General features: G+C 66.6%; 12 protein-coding genes and 1 pseudogene. 6 read left to right on the forward strand and 7 right to left on the reverse strand.

Annotation, left to right across the window (positions count from 1 at the left end):
* Positions 1 to 221 precede the first annotated feature (221 nt).
* Entirely contained in the window at positions 222 to 1970 is a 1749-nt protein-coding gene (locus tag P7L68_RS08455; RefSeq protein ID WP_372004154.1) for a transglycosylase SLT domain-containing protein, read from the reverse strand.
* A 260-nt stretch (positions 1971 to 2230) separates the two neighbouring features.
* Complete coding sequence (locus P7L68_RS08460) at positions 2231 to 3124, reverse strand: uracil-DNA glycosylase family protein (protein ID WP_372004155.1); 894 nt, start codon at positions 3122 to 3124, stop codon at positions 2231 to 2233.
* Positions 3125 to 3343: 219 nt separating this feature from the next.
* Between P7L68_RS08460 and P7L68_RS08465 the strand changes: the two genes are divergently transcribed.
* The 3 genes from P7L68_RS08465 (at position 3344) to P7L68_RS08475 (ending at position 6792) form a co-directional block, all read left to right on the forward strand.
* Positions 3344 to 4972: an electron transfer flavoprotein-ubiquinone oxidoreductase gene (locus P7L68_RS08465; protein ID WP_372004157.1), complete on the forward strand. Its 1629-nt coding sequence runs from the start codon at positions 3344 to 3346 to the stop codon at positions 4970 to 4972.
* Positions 4973 to 5177: 205 nt separating this feature from the next.
* Positions 5178 to 5513: a helix-turn-helix transcriptional regulator gene (locus P7L68_RS08470; protein WP_062762008.1), complete on the forward strand. Its 336-nt coding sequence runs from the start codon at positions 5178 to 5180 to the stop codon at positions 5511 to 5513.
* Positions 5503 to 6792, forward strand: a complete 1290-nt coding sequence (locus P7L68_RS08475) for a type II toxin-antitoxin system HipA family toxin (RefSeq protein ID WP_372004159.1) — start codon at positions 5503 to 5505, stop codon at positions 6790 to 6792. The genes P7L68_RS08470 and P7L68_RS08475 overlap by 11 nt, the downstream gene beginning before the upstream one ends.
* 8 nt (positions 6793 to 6800) lie before the next feature.
* Here the strand turns inward: P7L68_RS08475 and P7L68_RS08480 are convergent, their stop codons facing one another.
* From P7L68_RS08480 to P7L68_RS08500, 5 genes and pseudogenes are all read right to left on the reverse strand, one after another.
* Positions 6801 to 7169: a winged helix-turn-helix transcriptional regulator gene (locus P7L68_RS08480; protein ID WP_372004161.1), complete on the reverse strand. Its 369-nt coding sequence runs from the start codon at positions 7167 to 7169 to the stop codon at positions 6801 to 6803.
* 68 nt (positions 7170 to 7237) lie between these two features.
* Positions 7238 to 7985 (reverse strand): annotated as a pseudogene (locus P7L68_RS08485) (IS5 family transposase).
* Between the two features lie 73 nt (positions 7986 to 8058).
* Positions 8059 to 9096 carry a nucleotidyl transferase AbiEii/AbiGii toxin family protein gene (locus P7L68_RS08490; RefSeq protein ID WP_372004163.1) on the reverse strand — a complete coding sequence of 346 codons (1038 nt, stop codon included), beginning with the start codon at positions 9094 to 9096 and terminating at the stop codon, positions 8059 to 8061.
* The gene (locus P7L68_RS08495; RefSeq protein ID WP_372006800.1) at positions 9089 to 9682 is read right to left on the reverse strand and encodes a DUF6088 family protein; all 594 of its coding nucleotides are present in this window, start codon (positions 9680 to 9682) and stop codon (positions 9089 to 9091) included. The genes P7L68_RS08490 and P7L68_RS08495 overlap by 8 nt, the downstream gene beginning before the upstream one ends.
* A gap of 207 nt (positions 9683 to 9889) precedes the next feature.
* Positions 9890 to 10585 carry a TetR family transcriptional regulator gene (locus tag P7L68_RS08500; protein WP_372004165.1) on the reverse strand — a complete coding sequence of 232 codons (696 nt, stop codon included), beginning with the start codon at positions 10583 to 10585 and terminating at the stop codon, positions 9890 to 9892.
* Between the two features lie 283 nt (positions 10586 to 10868).
* Here P7L68_RS08500 and P7L68_RS08505 point away from each other — a divergent pair, with 283 nt between their 5' ends.
* From P7L68_RS08505 to P7L68_RS08515, 3 genes are read left to right on the forward strand one after another with little or no spacing between them, the layout of a single operon-like run.
* Positions 10869 to 12065 (forward strand): efflux RND transporter periplasmic adaptor subunit, encoded by a 1197-nt coding sequence (locus P7L68_RS08505; RefSeq protein WP_372004167.1) that lies wholly within the window; start codon positions 10869 to 10871, stop codon positions 12063 to 12065.
* The gene (locus tag P7L68_RS08510) at positions 12062 to 15214 is read left to right on the forward strand and encodes an efflux RND transporter permease subunit (RefSeq protein ID WP_372004169.1); all 3153 of its coding nucleotides are present in this window, start codon (positions 12062 to 12064) and stop codon (positions 15212 to 15214) included. The genes P7L68_RS08505 and P7L68_RS08510 overlap by 4 nt, the downstream gene beginning before the upstream one ends.
* Positions 15201 to 16742 (forward strand): efflux transporter outer membrane subunit, encoded by a 1542-nt coding sequence (locus P7L68_RS08515; protein ID WP_372004171.1) that lies wholly within the window; start codon positions 15201 to 15203, stop codon positions 16740 to 16742. The genes P7L68_RS08510 and P7L68_RS08515 overlap by 14 nt, the downstream gene beginning before the upstream one ends.
* Positions 16743 to 16812 lie beyond the last annotated feature (70 nt).

The following is a 16812-nucleotide window of genomic DNA, read 5'->3' on the forward strand; positions in this document are numbered from 1 at the left end:
GGGACCGGCACACATGGAGGCATGTGAGATCGGCCGCTTGTTGTTTGCAATTGCGAGTCGTTTGCAAACTACGCCTGCGATGGCCGGGAAGGCAAGTGCGATGCCTGCAAGGCGGTTCTCCGCAAATTGCGGCACCGCCAATGAAAAACCGGGATCATCCGCCTGAACGACCCCGGCTTCAGGCTTCGCACCACCCCTGTCGGGGGCGGCGGGCCGGCTGGTCAGCGGCGCGAGGCGATGGCGGCGTTGTCGCTGCCGACATTGCCGTCGATCGTCTCGTAGGACGGCCAGTCGCCCTCTGCCAGGGCTGCGAGCGACGGCGAGGTCTGGCCCAGCCGGCTGCGGTAGATCCAGAGATTGGTCAGCACCTGCTCAAGGAAATCGCGGGTCTCGGCAACCGGAATGGTCTCGACGAAGAACAGCGGATCCTCGTCGGCGGAGATGCCGCGGCTTTCCTGCCAGCGGCGCAGATTGCCCGGGCCGGCGTTATAGGCGACCAGCACGTTGACCAGGTTGTTGCCGATATAGGATTCGTCCATCAGCCGGCGGAGATAGGCCTGGCCCAGCTGAAGGTTCACGTCCGGACGGCTGAGCGACAGCCCCCCGCCCAGCCCCAGGCTGTTGGCCACCAGCTGCGCCGTGCCCGGCATCAGCTGCATCAGGCCGCGGGCCCCGGCAGGGCTGACGGCATGCGGGTTGAAGTTGCTTTCCTTGCGGGCCAGCGCATAGAGCAGGGCCCGGTCGACCGAAAAGCCGCCGCGTGGGGTGTAATCGGGCACCGGGAAGATCGAGGCGACATCCGGCATGCCCGAGGCCGCGGCGACCTTGCGGCCGATGACGATGGCGGCTTCGGGCGCGTTCACCTGTTCGGCCAGTTCGACCACCGCCGGCGCCTCTTCGGGGGAGGCGGCAGCCGCCACCAGTTCCACCTCTCCGGCGGCGCGATCATATTCGCCGATCTGGCCGAGCGCCAGGGCGCGGCGGGCGGCTTCGCTCTGCAGCAGCGCCCGGCGCTGGCCCGGGGTCACCCCACCGGAAAGCGAGGGCTGCCAGACGTCGCCGGTCGGCGCCCCGACCATGGCGCGCGCGATCTGGCCATAGAAGGTGAGCGGCTGACGGGCGGCGCGGTCGAGCCAGGTCTGCGCGGTGTCGAAATCACCCAGCGCCATATTGGCCCGCGCTGCCCAGAAGGCACCGGCCGCCTCGTTCCAGGCCGAGAGGCCGGCCGTGCGGGCGAAGAGTTCGAAGTGGCGGCGGGCGGTTTCCGCCCGGCCGAGCTTCCAGGCGGCGAGGCCTGCGGTCCAGTGGCCATAGGGCACGATCGCGGCCGACCGGTCGGCCGCGGGGCCGGCAAGTTCATAGGCCCGGGCGATCTGCCCCTGGACGAGATGCAGCGCGGCGACGCGGATCCGGGCCTGATCGAGGGCCGGTCGGTCGAAAAGCTTCTGGACCTCGGCCGAGTTGACCAGCTTCTCGGCGGCATCGGCCTCACCCTTGCGGATGCGGGCGGCGATCTGGGCTTCGAGGGCCCGTGCCCGCCTGGCCTGGGCGCCCTTCAGCCCGTCGGCGGCCGAGTAGCTGTCCAGCTGATCGACGGTGCTGGGCTGGCGGCTGGCAACGGGGATCACCGTCTCCTCGGGCCGCTCCGGCTCGCGCGGGCGGGCCTCGTTGCCCGGGCGGCGCTTCATCGCCAGCGCATAGATCCGTTCGGCATCGGGGTGATCGCCATAGAACGCCATCCAGTCCCGCAGCTCGTCATAGCTTGCGGTATAGGCGGTCGGATGCATCAGTCGCTGTTCGGTCACATGGCCCATCAGCAGCCGGTCGCCAAGGCGCGCGATCAGCCTGTCCGCCTCGTCGAAGCGGCCATCCGACTGCAGTGCAAAAATCCGGGCATAGCGCTCGGCATCCGCATCAGAGAGGACCTGAGGCCACTCTTCGAACGAATCGACCAGACCGAATCCCGCCATTCCGAAGTCGGCGTCCTCCGCCGTCTCCAGGCCGGTCGGCAGGGAGGTCTCTGCATGCGCTCGCGTGACAAATGCACCCGAAGCGACAGGACCGCCGAGCAAGAGGGCCAGCGTCACCGCAGGCACCACGATCGCACGCGCGAAGCTACGTGCCGACCGCGATTGGTGACGCGCGTCGTTGCTTTCCGAAGCCATGATGGCAACGTTTATAGGGGAGGATGTGGTGTCCCGGCAAGCCCCAGCTGCACGACACGACATTGTCACGGAACCGGGGATGATTGCTTTTCAAGGATTTCCGCGATTCTGAGCCAGTCGCCCCAGGCCAGACGCTTCTGCGCCGGCTGGCGGAGAAGATAGGCGGGATGGAAGGTCGCAAAGACCGGCAGCGGCCCCGCCAGCCCCGGAAGATCGAGGGTTGCGGAGCGTCCGCGCAGTCGGGTGATGCCCTCGGGGCGGTCGAGCAGAGCCTTGGCGGAAACCCCGCCCACGGCCACGACCAGCTTCGGGCGGACCAGAGCGATATGCCGCAGGGCAAAGGGCAGGCAGGCGGCAATCTCCGCCGGGGTGGGCGTGCGGTTGCCCGGCGGGCGCCAGGGCAGCACATTGGTGATATAGACACTGCCGCGATCGCGGCCGATCGCCTTCAGCATGCGGTCGAGCAGACGGCCCGACTGGCCGACGAAGGGCAGGCCGCGCCGGTCCTCTTCGGCGCCCGGCGCCTCGCCCACCAGCATGAGATCGGCTTCGGGGTTGCCGTCGGCGAAGACGGTGTTCGACGCGGTGGCCTTGAGAGCGCAGCCGTCGAAAGCGCGGATCGCCTGTTCCAGCTCGGCCAGGCTTCGGGCGGCACCCGCATGGCTGCGGGCAAGGGCCGCGGCGCTTTCGGGCGAGAGCGGGTCGACGGCGGCCGGATCCGCCCGCGGCACGGCCGGCGCCGGCGCCCTGGCGCCGCGCATGCGTGCCCCTTCGCCCGCCGGGGCGGGGGCGCCATCGGCTGCCCTGGGCCGGTCGCGCAGCAGCCTGTCCCGGGCGGCCGCGGCGGCGGCATACCAGTCGGCCGGGCTATCGGTGGTGGCGGTCTCTACCCCCCACTCCATATACCACGTGGCGAGTGCGGAGATGGCCGCTGCCGGTGTCGGATCGATCGTCGTCATGGCCTGGACTGTAGCAATTTCACGGCGGCGCTGATAGATAACCTTACTGAATCGCGATTCGCGTCTCGTATCAGGCGACCCCTGTAACGGGCACGGATCGGGTCCATATCCGAGGAGCGAGGGCCGAACGTAGCGAGGGGGACGCGAGCGGCGCCGCGTGACGAGCGAGAACGAGATCACCCGGCCGCACTGCAGGACGAGGCGGCTTGAGGAGGGGTCATGGAACGGGAAGTGATGGAATTTGACGTGGTCATCGTTGGCGCCGGCCCTGCCGGCCTGTCGGCGGCGATCCGTCTGAAACAGCTCGCCGCCGAGAACGACCACGACGTCTCCGTCTGCGTCATCGAAAAAGGGTCGGAGGTCGGCGCGCATATCCTGGCCGGCGCCTGCTTCGAGCCGCGGGCGCTCAACGAACTGATCCCCGACTGGAAGGAGAAGGGCGCGCCCCTGAACCAGCCGGCCGACGAGGATCGGTTCCTGCTGCTGACGGAGTCCAACCACATCCGGCTGCCGACGCCGCCGCAGATGAACAATCACGGCAACTACGTCATCAGCCTGGGCAATCTGGCCCGCTGGCTGGCGGAGCAGGCCGAGGCGCTGGAGGTCGAGGTCTATCCCGGCTTCGCGGCGGCCGAGGTGCTCTATGACGAGCAGGGCCGGGTGAAGGGCGTCGCCACCGGCGATCTGGGCATCGGCCGCGACGGCGAGCAGAAGTCGGGCTATACCCCGGGTGTCGAGCTGCATGCGAAATACACCCTGTTCGCCGAAGGCGCCCGCGGCTCGCTGACCCGCATGCTGACCGACAAGTTCGGCCTGCGCGACAATTGCGACCCGCAGACCTATGGCATCGGCATCAAGGAGCTGTGGGAGATCGATCCGGCCAAGCACAAGCCGGGCCTGGTCATCCACACCATCGGCTGGCCGCTGGACACCAAGACCTATTCGGGGTCGTTCCTCTATCACATGGAGAACAACCAGGTCGCCGTGGGCCTGGTGATCGGCCTCGACTATCAGAACCCGCATATCTCGCCCTTCGACGAGTTCCAGCGGCTGAAGCAGCATCCGGCGCTGCGCGACTATTTCGAGGGCGCCAAGCGCATCGCCTATGGCGCCCGCGCACTGACCGAGGGCGGCTTCCAGTCGGTCCCGCAGCTGGCCTTCCCGGGCGGCGTGCTGATCGGCTGCACGGCGGGCTTCATGAACGTGCCCAAGGTCAAGGGCAGCCACACGGCGATGAAGACCGGCATGCTGGCCGCCGAAGCCGCCTTCGAGGCGCTGAAGGACGGCCGGGCGAACGACGTGCTCGACGCCTATCCGGCGCTCTATGAACAGAGCTGGGTGTATCAGGAACTGAAGAAGGTGCGGAACATCCGCCCCTCCTTCAACAAAGGCCTGCTGGCCGGCCTCGCCTATTCGGCGCTGGACACCTATCTGTTCCGCGGCAATGCGCCCTGGACCTTCCACCACCACGAAGACCACAAGTCGCTGAAGCCGGCCTCGGCCTGCAAGAAGATCGTCTATCCCAAGCCCGACGGAAAGATCAGCTTCGACAAGCTGTCCTCGGTGTTCCTGTCGAACACCAATCACGAGGAGGATCAGCCGATCCATCTGCGGCTGAAGGATCCGTCGGTGCCGGTGACGGTGAACCTGCCCACATATGACGCCCCCGAGCAGCGCTATTGCCCGGCCGGCGTGTACGAGATCGTGCAGGAAGACGCCGGCCCGCGGCTGCAGATCAACGCGCAGAACTGCGTGCACTGCAAGACCTGCGACATCAAGGACCCGACCCAGAACATCGTCTGGACGGTGCCCGAGGGCGCGGGCGGCCCCAACTATCCCAACATGTGACGACGGCAACGCCCGCCCCGATCAGGGGCGGGCGGCCTGACGACCGGGAGGCGGCATCTCTGAGAGGGGGGCCGCCTTTTGCGTGTCTGCGGCCAGCCGGCACCGGTGGTGGATTGACATCCGGGTGCGCCGGCACGATATGACCGTTTTAACGAGCGTAAAAGCCCTTTGCGACCGGCATGCACGCCAAAATCGGGAGGACGACATGGCGGCGCATCTGCGTACCTATTCGCGGGCGACCCGGGATGCGCTCACCCTGATGGGCGGACAGATCCGGCTTGCCCGCAAGCAGCGCCGACTGTCGGAAGCAGAGCTTGCCGCCCGCATCGGCATCGCGCGCAGCACCCTGCAACTGATCGAGAAGGGCCATCCGAAGGCCGAAATCGGCCTGGTCTTCGAAGCTGCCCATCTGGTCGGCATTCCGCTGTTCGTGGCCGACCCGTCGGACCTGCCCGACCGCATCGCCCGCGTCGAGGACAAGCTCGCCCTGCTGCCGCGGTCGATCCGGCAGCGGCGGACGGAGGTGGTCGATGACTTCTGATCCCGGAGAGGCTGCGCCCGGCATGCCGATGGAGGCCTATGTCTGGATCTGGCTGCCCGGACGCACGGAGCCCGTTGTCGCCGGCCGCCTGGCCCGTGACGGCAGCGGTCATGTCTTCAACTATGGCCGATCCTATCTCGATCGGCCGGATGCCATCCCGATCTATCTGCCGGAACTGCCGCTGAGGCGGGGTGCGATCCGCCCTGCCCCCCCACTGGAGATGGCGGGAGCCCTGCGTGACGGTGCGCCCGATGCCTGGGGGCGTCGGGTCATCATCAATCGTCTGACCGGCCTGAAAGGGATGGCGGCCGGTGCGGTGGATCTCGACGACCTCACCTTCATGCTGAATGCCGGCTCCGACCGGATCGGCGCGCTCGACTTTCAGGCGGCGCCGGACCGGTATCGGCCCCGCGAGGCGGATCAGACGGTGACGATCGAGGATCTGCACGCCGCTGCCGGACATGTGGAACGTGGGGAGCCTGTGCCGCCGGCCCTGGACAAGGCGCTCTTCCATGGCAGTTCCATCGGCGGCGCCCGCCCGAAGGCCCTGATCGACGACGGCCGGACGAAGCTGATCGCCAAGTTTTCGGCCACGAACGATACCTATGCGGTGGTGAAGGCGGAGTACGTCGCGATGCGACTTGCCCGGGATGCGGCCGGTCTTGATGTTGCGCCGGTCCGGCTCGCCAGAGCGAATGGCAAGGATGTGCTTCTGGTCGAGCGTTTTGATCGGGTGTGGACGGAGCGCGGCTGGACACGGCGTGCCATGGTGTCCGCACTGACCATGCTTGGCCTGCACGAAATGGAGGCGCGCTATGCCAGTTACCGGGATCTTGCCGACCTCGTTCGGGCGCGCTTCACCCGGCCGCGGGAGACATTGAGGGAACTGTTCGGACGGGTGGTCTTCAACGTCCTGTCAGGCAATACCGACGATCACGCCCGCAATCATGCCGCCTTCTGGGACGGCGCCTCGCTGACCCTGACGCCCGCCTATGACATCTGCCCGCAGCTTCGCAGCGGCCGGGACGCCAATCAGGCGATGCTGATCGGGGAGACCGACCGCCGCAGCCGTCTTGAAACCTGCCGCATGGCCGCCCACGCCTTTCTGCTCGGCGATGCGGAGGCGCGTGCCATCATTGCGGCGCAGATCGCAGGCATTCGCGCGCACTGGGCACGCATATGCGATGAGGCGGAGCTGAGCGCGACCGACCGCGCCCTGCTGTGGCGGCGCCAGTTTCTGAACGACTATGCCTTCGAGGATTTTGACGACAGAGACTGAATGAACGGCTACTCGGGATTCACCCGAGCATCGTATTGAAGACGATTATCCTGGATGATCTTTTGATGAGCAGTCGCCCATTCGGCCAGCTGCTTCACACTGTGCGCCAACGAGTGCCCCAACGGCGTCAATGCATATTCGACTCGAGGTGGCGTGTCGGGATGCACCGTCCTCTCGACCATTCCGTCGCGTTCCAGGGCCTTGAGCGTCCTGGTCAGCATCTGCTGGGAAATGCCACTGACGTGCCTCTTGATCGCATTGAAACGCTGGGGAGCGTGCCGGAGCGCTACGATTACCTGAATGGTCCACTTGTCACCGATCCGACCGAGAACCTCACTGACGCCCTGGCAACTGTCACCCGCAGCAGTCCTATCCATATGACCTGCTCCCCAAAATATGCTTTTGACGGTCGATCGTCGGTCAAATAACCAGGCTCCAGACTCAATCACACCCAGAATGCGATGATGGCCGCAAGGGCCACGGCTGATAGGAAATTGGCTGCGAGCTTGTCATAGCGTGTCGCAACACGCCTGAAGTCCTTGAGGCGACAGAAAGCGTTCTCAACGACGATTGCGATAACGCTTCCGGTCATACGCAACCTTCCGTTTTCGGTTGGTCCGCCCCGGGATCACCGGAACGGTACCGCGGTCGCGCAGGGACGCGCGGAGCCTGTCGGCGTCATAGCTCTTGTCCGCGATGAGGTAACGAGTTTTCGGAATCCTGGACAGCAACAGATCCGCTCCTGTCATGTCGGACGCATTTCCAGGCCTGAGCACGAGCGTATGAGGTCGTCCAAGAGTATCCGTCAGGAGGTGGACTTTGGTTGTCTGCCCGCCGCGCGATTTGCCGATCGCCTGAGAGTTCGCCCCCCTTTCCCCATGTGCTGACCGATGGGCTTTCACATAGGTGGAGTCGATCGCCATTGACTTCGTCACGGCTCCGGATGCTACCAAAGCCTCCACTAGGCCCGTCCAGAAACGACGCCCGGACCATCGGTGGAAGCGGTTGTAGATGGTTGTCGACGGCCCGTATTCCGCGGGGCAGTCACACCATCGACATCCGGTCCGCAGCACATGGATGATCCCGGAAATCACTCATCGGTCATCCACACGCCGGGCACCCGGCTGGTTCTTGGGCAGGTGCGGCTCAAGCTGAGCCCACTGTTCGTCCGACAACCAGAAAAGCTGAGACATCGTGTTCCTCGTGGTTACAGACCACTGGAATTACAGAATGATCTCATTATCAAGAGGTTGGTTGGGTTTGACCCTAGCTATTAATGGCGTCTTGGAGCGCAGCAACTTTTTCTAGTATATCGCCGAACGGCGGCGGTGTCTGGTCGAACATCATCGGCGCCATCGCCCGATAATCCGCTTTCAGGTCTTTGACGCGCGCGTCGTCCGGTGTCAGCCGGAGCGTGCCTGGCCGGGCCGTATCGTAGCTGGCCCAGCTTGAACGGAAGAAGGTGGCTTTGTGTCTTGCCACCTGCGCCAGCAAGTTAAGGTCGGCGATGGCGGCCTGGCCCTCGTCCGTGTCGAGAAGCATGGCGAGGTCGTAGTAGTGCCGAGAAAAATACTGCGGCGTCGGTGACGCCGCCGGGCGATGCGCCTCCGCATGGAGCGCGGTCGCCTTCTCCCAGAAGGTGCGCCGCGCTGACAGCACCGTCACGCGGGTGTCGGGATCGGCGAAGTAGTTCGGATAGTCGTCGGCGGCGTAGGGACGGATGACCTTCTCTTCGGTCGGCCAGGGATCGCCGCGCGCGCCCAGTTCGAATTTCACGCGCGGGGTGATGTAGGCCATGCCCTCGTATCCGGTGGCAGGTAGCGCGGTCGGATAGTGGAAGTTGATCGTTTGGGCGTCGCCGGCATCTGTCTCCAGCGACCACGCGCCGTTGGTCGGTTCGCCGAGTTGTTCGACGATCGCGGCGCGAAGCGCCGGGAGAAGTTTCCCGGCGATGTGCCGCTCGACGTCGCTGACCAGATCGTCGATAAGCCGGGCTGCCTGCTTCCTGCTGATCCCTTCCTTCTCGGGATCGCGCTCGTCGGTGTATCCAAGTTCGGCCCGGTTGAACGACAGGTCGATGTCCTCGGAGAACCGGCGGATGGCATTGAACGCCTTGGAAAGCGAGGTGCCGCCCTTAAAGACGAGGGTGGTCGTGGTGCCCTTGGGGAGACCGAACAGGCGCCGCAGGCTCCAGCAGACCCAAAAGTCCTTTTCGATGATCGTGTCGGCGACGCCCCGGCCGGCGCCAGCCTCCCCGAAGAGAGCTGCGCGATCGCGAGCGGGGAGGCGGGCGACATCATCCATCGTTATCGGCCGCGGCTGCGTTGGCGATCGAAACGAGTGTGGGCCGCATCCAGGCAGGCGCGTGACGCGCGGTTGACGCCAGCCTTTTCTTGTCGTTGGCCGAAAGCTGGCGCGCCGCGATCTGCGCGACGTCAGCCGCCCGAACGGGGCCGACATGGCGAAGGGCCTGAAACACCGTTCCGGCGGGGCTGCCCGGCGCGATCAGATGTTTGGGCGAGGCGTGACGAAGATCCACGACGCGCTTTCCCAGCACGACGCGCCGCGACGGACCATCGGTGAGATAGGTGCTTTGCGCCGGGACCTGCGTCGAAAGGCCGAGCGCGTTCGCTGCCCGTGCGCCGGCGATCTGCACCCGCGAGCCGGTCTCCCGGGCCAGCGCCTGAGCGACTTCGTCGGGAGCGGGCGACAGCGCCCCGAGCTTCGGGTGCAGCTTGGGAAAGTCGTAGAGCCCGCGTGCCAGCCGACGAAGCTGCCCGCTTTTCACCAGCCGGGAGAGGGCCTGATCGACAGACGGGCGAGCGGCAACCGTGAGGAAGTCGCTGGGCGTAAAGACGCTGCCGCGTCCGCGGGCGCGGACGCGCTTCATGATCCGGTCGGGAACAGAGGCGGCAATCGTCGTCATGCGTCAGAAAATAGGCGGTCTTTTTCTGACGTTCAAGGGCGGCCTCCCGGTGGCGCGGCCGGTCGGATTACGTCCCACCCCGTGGTGTGGCCGCGGCAGTTGCCGGGTCAGGTCATTCCAGCCGGCGACGCCCGGTGTCAGACGGGCAACGCGCCCCTCAGCGGCTGGGGATCACCCCTCATCCACCGGCAGCGCCGGCCGCAGCAGGCAGCCCTGGCCGCCGTTGAGGCCGGGGTCGTAGCGGCTGCCGAGGGCGTGCATCAGAGTGTCGACGGCGTCGAGGTAGAAGGTGAGTTCGCCGACGACCTTTGCTTCGTCGAGCACCAGCAGGTCGGACACCGCGCCGTGGAACATGGCGTGGGTGACCCGCATCGCCGTTTCGGGCGTCCAGCCGGGGGCGAGGTGATCTGCGGCGGCGGCCCGGGCCATGATCTGGCGGACCAGCGTCATGAAATGCGCCCGGTCCGCCTGCTGGCGTTCATGCAGCGGCGAGCGGTCATGGGCCTGATCGATGCGGGTGAAGATGATCCGGAAAATCAGGCGCCGGCGCTCGTCGTTGACGATCATGCTGAGGGCGTCGCGGCTCGATTCATGGAAGAGGTCGAGCGGCCGCCGGTCGGTGATCCGGCCGGCGGCCAGATCTTCCATCACCTGTTCCTGAGGCAGGCGCACCCGTTCGAGCATGGCGTCGAGCAGGTCGGACTTGTTCTTGAAATGCCAGTAGATCGCCCCGCGGGTGACGCCGGCCAGACGTGCCACATGTTCCAGGGCACAGGCCGCGACACCTTCGGCATCGAAGGCGGCAGCCGCAGCATCCAGGATCTGCTGGCGGGTCTTTTCGGCATCTTCCTTGGTGCGTCTGGCCACGATCGGTCTCGGTTCCCTCAGGCAGGGGGTGATTCAGGGGCGCCCCGGCTCGCCCCGAGCGGTTTGCGCCCCGGGTGCATATAACACGTTCCCGCAAAAATAACGGATCCCGCGGCGAATGCCGTGATGGACGTCACTTTACATACATTCATGCACGTATATTACTTGTGCAGTGCACTCGCCTCCACCCCCTTCGTGACGGCGTTAGATCCACGCCGCGGCGGCAGCCCACCCTCCGGGGGAGCGGCAGGCGGCGGGTCTCGACAGGAATTGAGGAAGATCCATGGTCCGGTACCGTTTCGGGCGGCGCGACAGACGCGCCGGCCCCGCTGTCGTTCTGTCGACGATCGCCGCTCTCGCCCTTGCTGCGTGTGATGCGGCGGAGTCGAATGCGCCCGCACAGCAGCAGGGCGGGCAGATGCCGCCGGCACAGGTGAGTGTCGTCGAGGCGACGCCGCGCAATCTGCCGCTGTCTTATGAATATGCCGGCCGGGTCGCCGGTTCGAAGTCGGTCGAGGTGCGCGCCCGGGTCCAGGGGATCCTGCTTGAGCGGACCTATGTGGAAGGCGCGCGCGTCGAAGCGGGCGACCTGCTGTTCCGCATCGACCCCGATACCTACAAGGCGGCGGTTGCCGAAGCCGAGGCTTCGGTGGCCGAATCGAGGGCCAGCCTCGCCAAGGCCGATCGCGACTGGGCGCGCGGAGCGAAGCTGTTCCAGCAGAACGCGATCAGCGCGTCGGAACGCGACCAGCTGCTTTCGGCCCGCGATCTTGCCCGGGCATCTCTGGCCTCGGCGGAAGCGCGGCTCGACACCGCCAAGATCAACCTGGCCTATACCGAAGTGCGCGCACCGATCGCCGGCGTGACCAGCATCGAGGAAGTGTCCGAAGGCAGCCTGGTCGGCACCGGTTCGACCGACAGCCTGCTGACCACGATCACCCGGCTCGACCCGGTCTATATCAACTTCTCGGTGCCCGACAGCGAACGTCAGCGTCAGCTTCGGCTGGTTGCGGCGACGCCGGGCAAGGAGCAGAAGCTCGACGTTGCGGTGAAGGTCGAGGGGCGTGACGAGGTGGTGCGCGGCCAGGTGAACTTTGCCGACAGCACCATCGACCCCTCCACCGGCACCGTGCGGCTGCGCGCCGAGGTCTCTAATCCGGACGAGGCGCTGATGCCCGGCCAGTTCGTGCGGGTGTCGCTGCAGGGCCTGACCCTGCCCAATGCCATCGCGGTGCCGCAGGAAGCCGTGCAGCAGGGGCCGAACGGCACCTTCGTCTATGTCGTGGAAGAGGGCGGCAAGGCCGGCGTGCGGCCGGTGGTGCTGGGCCCGACGGTCGGCAAGGAGTGGGTGGTCGAGCAGGGCCTGGCATCGGGCGACGACGTGATCGTCGGCGGTACGATCAAGGTCCGCCCGGGCGCCCCGGTGCAGGTTGCCAAGGGCGGTGATGCCGCCCCGGCACGCCCGGAGGGTGGTGCATGATCTCGCGCTTCTTCATCGACCGCCCGGTTTTTGCGGCGGTCATCTCGATCGTGATCGTGCTGGCCGGTTTCATGGCCATGCGCGCCCTGCCGATCGAGCAGTATCCCGAAATCGTCCCGCCCCAGGTGGTGGTGAGCGCGAGCTATCCGGGCGCCAGCCCGGAGGTGCTGGCGGAATCGGTGGCCTCCCCCATCGAGCAGGAGATCAACGGCGTCGAGGGCATGCTCTACATGACCTCCAACGCCTCGGCCGCGGGCTCGCTTGAGATCACCGTCACCTTCGAGATCGGCACCGACCCCGATCAGGCGACCATCAACATCAACAACCGCGTGCAGGCGGCCGAACCGCTGTTGCCCGAGACGGTGCGCCAGCAGGGCGTGCGCGTGGAAAAGCGGTCGTCTTCGATCCTGCAGGTGGTGACCATGCAGGCCCCGGTCGACCGCTACGACCCGATCTATGTCAGCAACTACGCGCTGCTGAACGTGATCGACGAGCTGAAGCGGGTGCCCGGCGTGGGCGACGCCTCGCTGTTCGGCGCCAAGGACTATTCGATGCGCATCTGGCTGAAGCCGGATGAGCTGGCGCGCTATGATATGACCCCCTCGGATGTGGCCGGCGCCATCGAGGAGCAGAACGACAATTTCGCGGCCGGCAAATTCGGCCAGGAGCCGGATGCCGGCGGCCAGGCCTTCACCTATACCGTCCAGACCCCGGGCCGGCTGCCCGATGCCGAAGCCTTCGGCAACATCATCCTGCGCTCTGATTCCAACGGTGCCGTGCTGAGGCTGCGCGACGTGGCGCGGGTGGAGCTGGGGGCCAAGGACTATGCCTTCCAGTCCTATTACAACGGCCAGCCCTCGGTCGCGATCGGCATCTATCTGCAGCCGGGCGCCAATGCGCTGTCGACCGCCCAGGCGATCAGCACGCGGATGAGCGAGCTTTCGCAGCGCTTCCCCGAAGGCATCTCTTACGCGCTGCCCTATGACACGACCAAATTCGTCCAGGTGTCGATCGAGGAGGTGATCAAGACCTTCGCCGAGGCGATCGCGCTGGTGATCGTGGTGGTGTTCCTGTTCCTGCAGAGCTTCCGTGCGACGCTGATCCCGATCATCGCGGTGCCGGTGTCGCTGGTCGGCACCTTTGCCGGCATGTATCTGCTGGGCTTCTCGATCAACCTGCTTACACTCTTCGGCATGGTGCTGGCCATCGGCATCGTGGTCGACGACGCCATCGTCGTGCTGGAGAATGTGGAACGCGTGATGCGCGAAAAGGGCCTGCATCCGCGCGAAGCCGCCATTCAGGCCATGGAGGAAGTGTCGGGCGCGGTCATCGCGATCGTGCTGGTGCTGTGCGCGGTGTTCGTGCCCGTGGGCTTCCTGGGCGGCCTGACCGGCCAGATGTACAAGCAGTTCGCGATCACCATCGCGATGTCGGTGTTCATTTCCGGCATCGTGGCGCTGACCCTGTCGCCGGCGCTGTGTGCGCTGATGCTGAAAGAGGGCGAGCACAAGCCCTGGGCCTTCTTCCGCTGGTTCAACCGCAATTTCGATCGCCTGACCCGCGGCTATGTCTATGGCGTGTCGGTGATCGTGAAGCGGGCTTTCCTGGCCATTCTGGTTCTGGCGGCGGTCGGCTTCGCGTCCTGGACGCTGTTCCAGAAGATCCCGGGCTCCCTGCTGCCGAACGAGGACCAGGGCTATATCATCGCCCAGACCTATCTGCCGCCGGCCGCGTCGCTGTCGCGGACCGAGGACAGTGCGCTGGGCCTGACCGAGAAGTTCATGCAGCATCCGGCCGTGAACGAGGTGGTGACGCTGTCGGGCTTCGACCTTCTGTCCTCGGCGCAGAAGACCAATGCCGCCGCCTATTTCCTGCCGCTGAAGGACTGGAGCGAGCGCAGCGATCCGTCGCTGGATGCCCGCAACCTGCCCGGCCCGATGATGGGCATCGGCATGAGCGACCCGAACTCGTTCACGCTGGCCTTCAACCCGCCGCCCATTCAGGGCATCAGCATGACCGGCGGTTTCGAGGCCTATGTCCAGGACCGCACCGGCGGCACCGTCACCGATCTTCAGGCTGCCGTGCAGAGCCTGATCCAGGCGGCGTCGCAGCGGCCGGAACTGACCGGGCTGTCGACCACCTTCTCGGCCGCGGTGCCGCAGTATGACGTGTCGGTCGACCGCGAGAAGGCCAAGGCGCTGGGCGTACCCATCGCGGATGTCTACACCACCATGCAGGCGACCTTCGGGTCGGTCTATGTCAACGACTTCACCCTGTTCGGCCGCACCTTCCAGGTGAACCTGCAGTCGGAAGGCGACTTCCGCCGCACGCCGGACGATATGCGCTATGTCTTCGTGCGCTCCAATTCGGGCGAGATGATCCCGCTCGACGTGCTGGTGACGGCGAAGCGCATCGTCGGCCCCGATATGCTGGAACGCTTCAACCTGTTCACCGGCGCCAAGATCATGGGCCAGCCCGCCCCGGGCTTCAGCTCGGGTCAGGCGCTCTCGGTCATGGAGCAGGTGGCGGCGGAAACCCTGCCCGAGGGTTATACGCTGAGCTGGACCGGGTCGGCCTATCAGGAAAAGGCGGCCGCCGGATCGAGCATGCTGGCCTTCGGCTTCGGCATCGTGATGGTGGTGCTGATCCTGGCCGCACAGTATGAACGCTGGACGATGCCGCTGGCGGTGGTGGCCGCCGTGCCCTTCGCGGTTCTGGGCGCGCTGCTCGCAATCTGGCTGCGCGGCATCGAGAACGACGTGTATTTCCAGATCGGTCTGGTTACCCTGATCGGCCTGTCGGCGAAAAACGCCATCCTGATCGTGGAGTTCGCCATGCAGCAGCGCCGGGCGGGGCGGAGCATCATCGATGCGGCGGACGAGGCGGCACGCCTCCGCTTCCGTCCGATCGTGATGACCTCGCTCGCCTTCATCCTGGGCGTCGTGCCGCTGGCGATCAGCACCGGTGCCGGCTCTGCCAGCCGTCACTCGATCGGGACCGGCGTCATCGGCGGCATGCTGGCGGCCACTTTCATCGCGATGTTCTTCGTGCCGGCCTTCTATACACTGGCGGCGAAGCTGTCGCGGAAGGACCGCCACCAGGCATCAGCCCCGACCGAAACTGCGGAGAGTGCCCATGTCCGTAGCTGACCCGAGCCTCGCGGCACCCGTGATCCGGGGTGATCTGCCCCGCCGCGCGGCCCGGCCCCTCGTTGCCGTTCTTGCCGCGGCCCTGATGTCCGCCTGTGCACTGGCCCCGGCCGGGGATCCCCCGGCCACCCGGACCGGTGCCAGCTGGGGCGAACGCGGCCAGGCCGCTGCCGAGGCGCGCGCGGCCGAACTGCCGGCCGCCCGGGTCGACGCGACCTGGTGGCGCAATTTCGGCGACCCGGCCCTCACCCGCCTGGTCGAGGAAGCGCTGGTCGCCAATGACGACCTGTTGCTGGCGGTGGAGCGGGTGAACGAGGCGCGGGCGCTGGCCCGCGGTACCTCGGCCGACCGGCTGCCGTCGCTGAATGCCAATGGCAGCGCCGAGCGCAACCAGGCGTCGGGTTTCGGCGCGTCTGGCGGGCAGCTGGCCAATACCTTCTCCGCCTCGGCGGCGCTATCCTACGAACTGGATCTCTGGGACCGGCTCAGCAATACCGATCGGGCTCAGCGCGCCCAGTTGCTGCAGACGGTGGCCAATCGCGATGCGGTGCGCCTGACGGTCGCTGCCGATACCGCCAACGCCTATCTCCAGCTGCGGGCGCTGGACCTGCAGCTGGAGATCGCGCGCCGCACGCTGGCCGCGCGCGAACAGACCCTTGAGCTGCAGCGCGCCCAGTATGACGCGGGCACGATCGATGCGCTCGACCTGGCCCAGGCGCGGTCGGAACGGGAATCGACCCGCGCCCGGATTCCCGAGCTGGAAGGTTCCCGCGATCAGGCCGCCAATGCGTTGGGCGTGCTGCTGGGCCGCACCCCGGCGGAGCTGATCGGCAAGGATGTCGAGCGTGGTGTGGCCCTGGACGTCCTGCCGGATGCGCCGGTGCCGCCGCTGGGCCTGCCGTCGGAACTGCTGCTGCGCCGCCCTGACGTGGCGGTGGCCGAACAGCAGATCGCGGCTGCGGCGGCGAATGTCGGCGTCGCCCGGGCGGGTTACTTCCCGCAGATCAGCCTGACGGCTTCTGCCGGCCGGCAGAGCACGCAGCTGGCCGATTTCCTGTCGAACGGCGCCGGCATCTGGGGCCTCGCCCTGGCGCTGACCGGCCCGATCTTCGATTTCGGGCGCACCGATGCCGAGGTCGAGGCGGCGAAATCGCGCTATGAACAGACGGCGATCAGCTACCGCCAGACGGTGCGTACCGCCTTCCAGGATGTCCTGGATGCGCTGGCGTCCCGCACGGCGGCCATGGGCCAGCTGGAAGCCCAGGATGCCCAGGTGGCAGAGCTGCAGAGGACGGTGGAGCTGGCGCGGCTGCGCTACGACGCCGGCTATGCCGCCTATCTGGACGTGCTGGATGCCGAACGCAGCCTGCTCGACGTCGAGCTGTCGCGGGTGACCACCCGCCAGAACCTCTATGTCGCCTCGGTGAACCTGTACAAGGCGCTGGGCGGCGGTTGGGAGGGCCTGCCCCAGGGGGCGGACGATCCCGGCCCGGTGCTGGCCGACCCCTATGGCGGGCTGTCGGACTGATCTGACGGATCGGCCATAGCTCCACGCCCAAGACGGCCCGCACCGCAAGGTGCGGGCCGTCTGCGTCTTC

It is taken from the genome of Tistrella mobilis, assembly GCF_041468085.1.
Lineage (GTDB): Bacteria > Pseudomonadota > Alphaproteobacteria > Tistrellales > Tistrellaceae > Tistrella > Tistrella mobilis_A.

Bases quoted from the DNA above. Each gene is read 5' to 3' on its own strand.
- P7L68_RS08455 (WP_372004154.1), bottom strand. From the start codon at position 1,970: ATGGCGGGATTCGGTCTGGTCGATTCGTTCGAAGAGTGGCCTCAGGTC.
- P7L68_RS08460 (WP_372004155.1), bottom strand. From the start codon at position 3,124: ATGACGACGATCGATCCGACACCGGCAGCGGCCATCTCCGCACTCGCC.
- P7L68_RS08465 (WP_372004157.1), top strand. From the start codon at position 3,344: ATGGAACGGGAAGTGATGGAATTTGACGTGGTCATCGTTGGCGCCGGC.
- P7L68_RS08470 (WP_062762008.1), top strand. From the start codon at position 5,178: ATGGCGGCGCATCTGCGTACCTATTCGCGGGCGACCCGGGATGCGCTC.
- P7L68_RS08475 (WP_372004159.1), top strand. From the start codon at position 5,503: ATGACTTCTGATCCCGGAGAGGCTGCGCCCGGCATGCCGATGGAGGCC.
- P7L68_RS08480 (WP_372004161.1), bottom strand. From the start codon at position 7,169: ATGGATAGGACTGCTGCGGGTGACAGTTGCCAGGGCGTCAGTGAGGTT.
- P7L68_RS08490 (WP_372004163.1), bottom strand. From the start codon at position 9,096: ATGGATGATGTCGCCCGCCTCCCCGCTCGCGATCGCGCAGCTCTCTTC.
- P7L68_RS08495 (WP_372006800.1), bottom strand. From the start codon at position 9,682: ATGAAGCGCGTCCGCGCCCGCGGACGCGGCAGCGTCTTTACGCCCAGC.
- P7L68_RS08505 (WP_372004167.1), top strand. From the start codon at position 10,869: ATGGTCCGGTACCGTTTCGGGCGGCGCGACAGACGCGCCGGCCCCGCT.
- P7L68_RS08510 (WP_372004169.1), top strand. From the start codon at position 12,062: ATGATCTCGCGCTTCTTCATCGACCGCCCGGTTTTTGCGGCGGTCATC.
- P7L68_RS08515 (WP_372004171.1), top strand. From the start codon at position 15,201: ATGTCCGTAGCTGACCCGAGCCTCGCGGCACCCGTGATCCGGGGTGAT.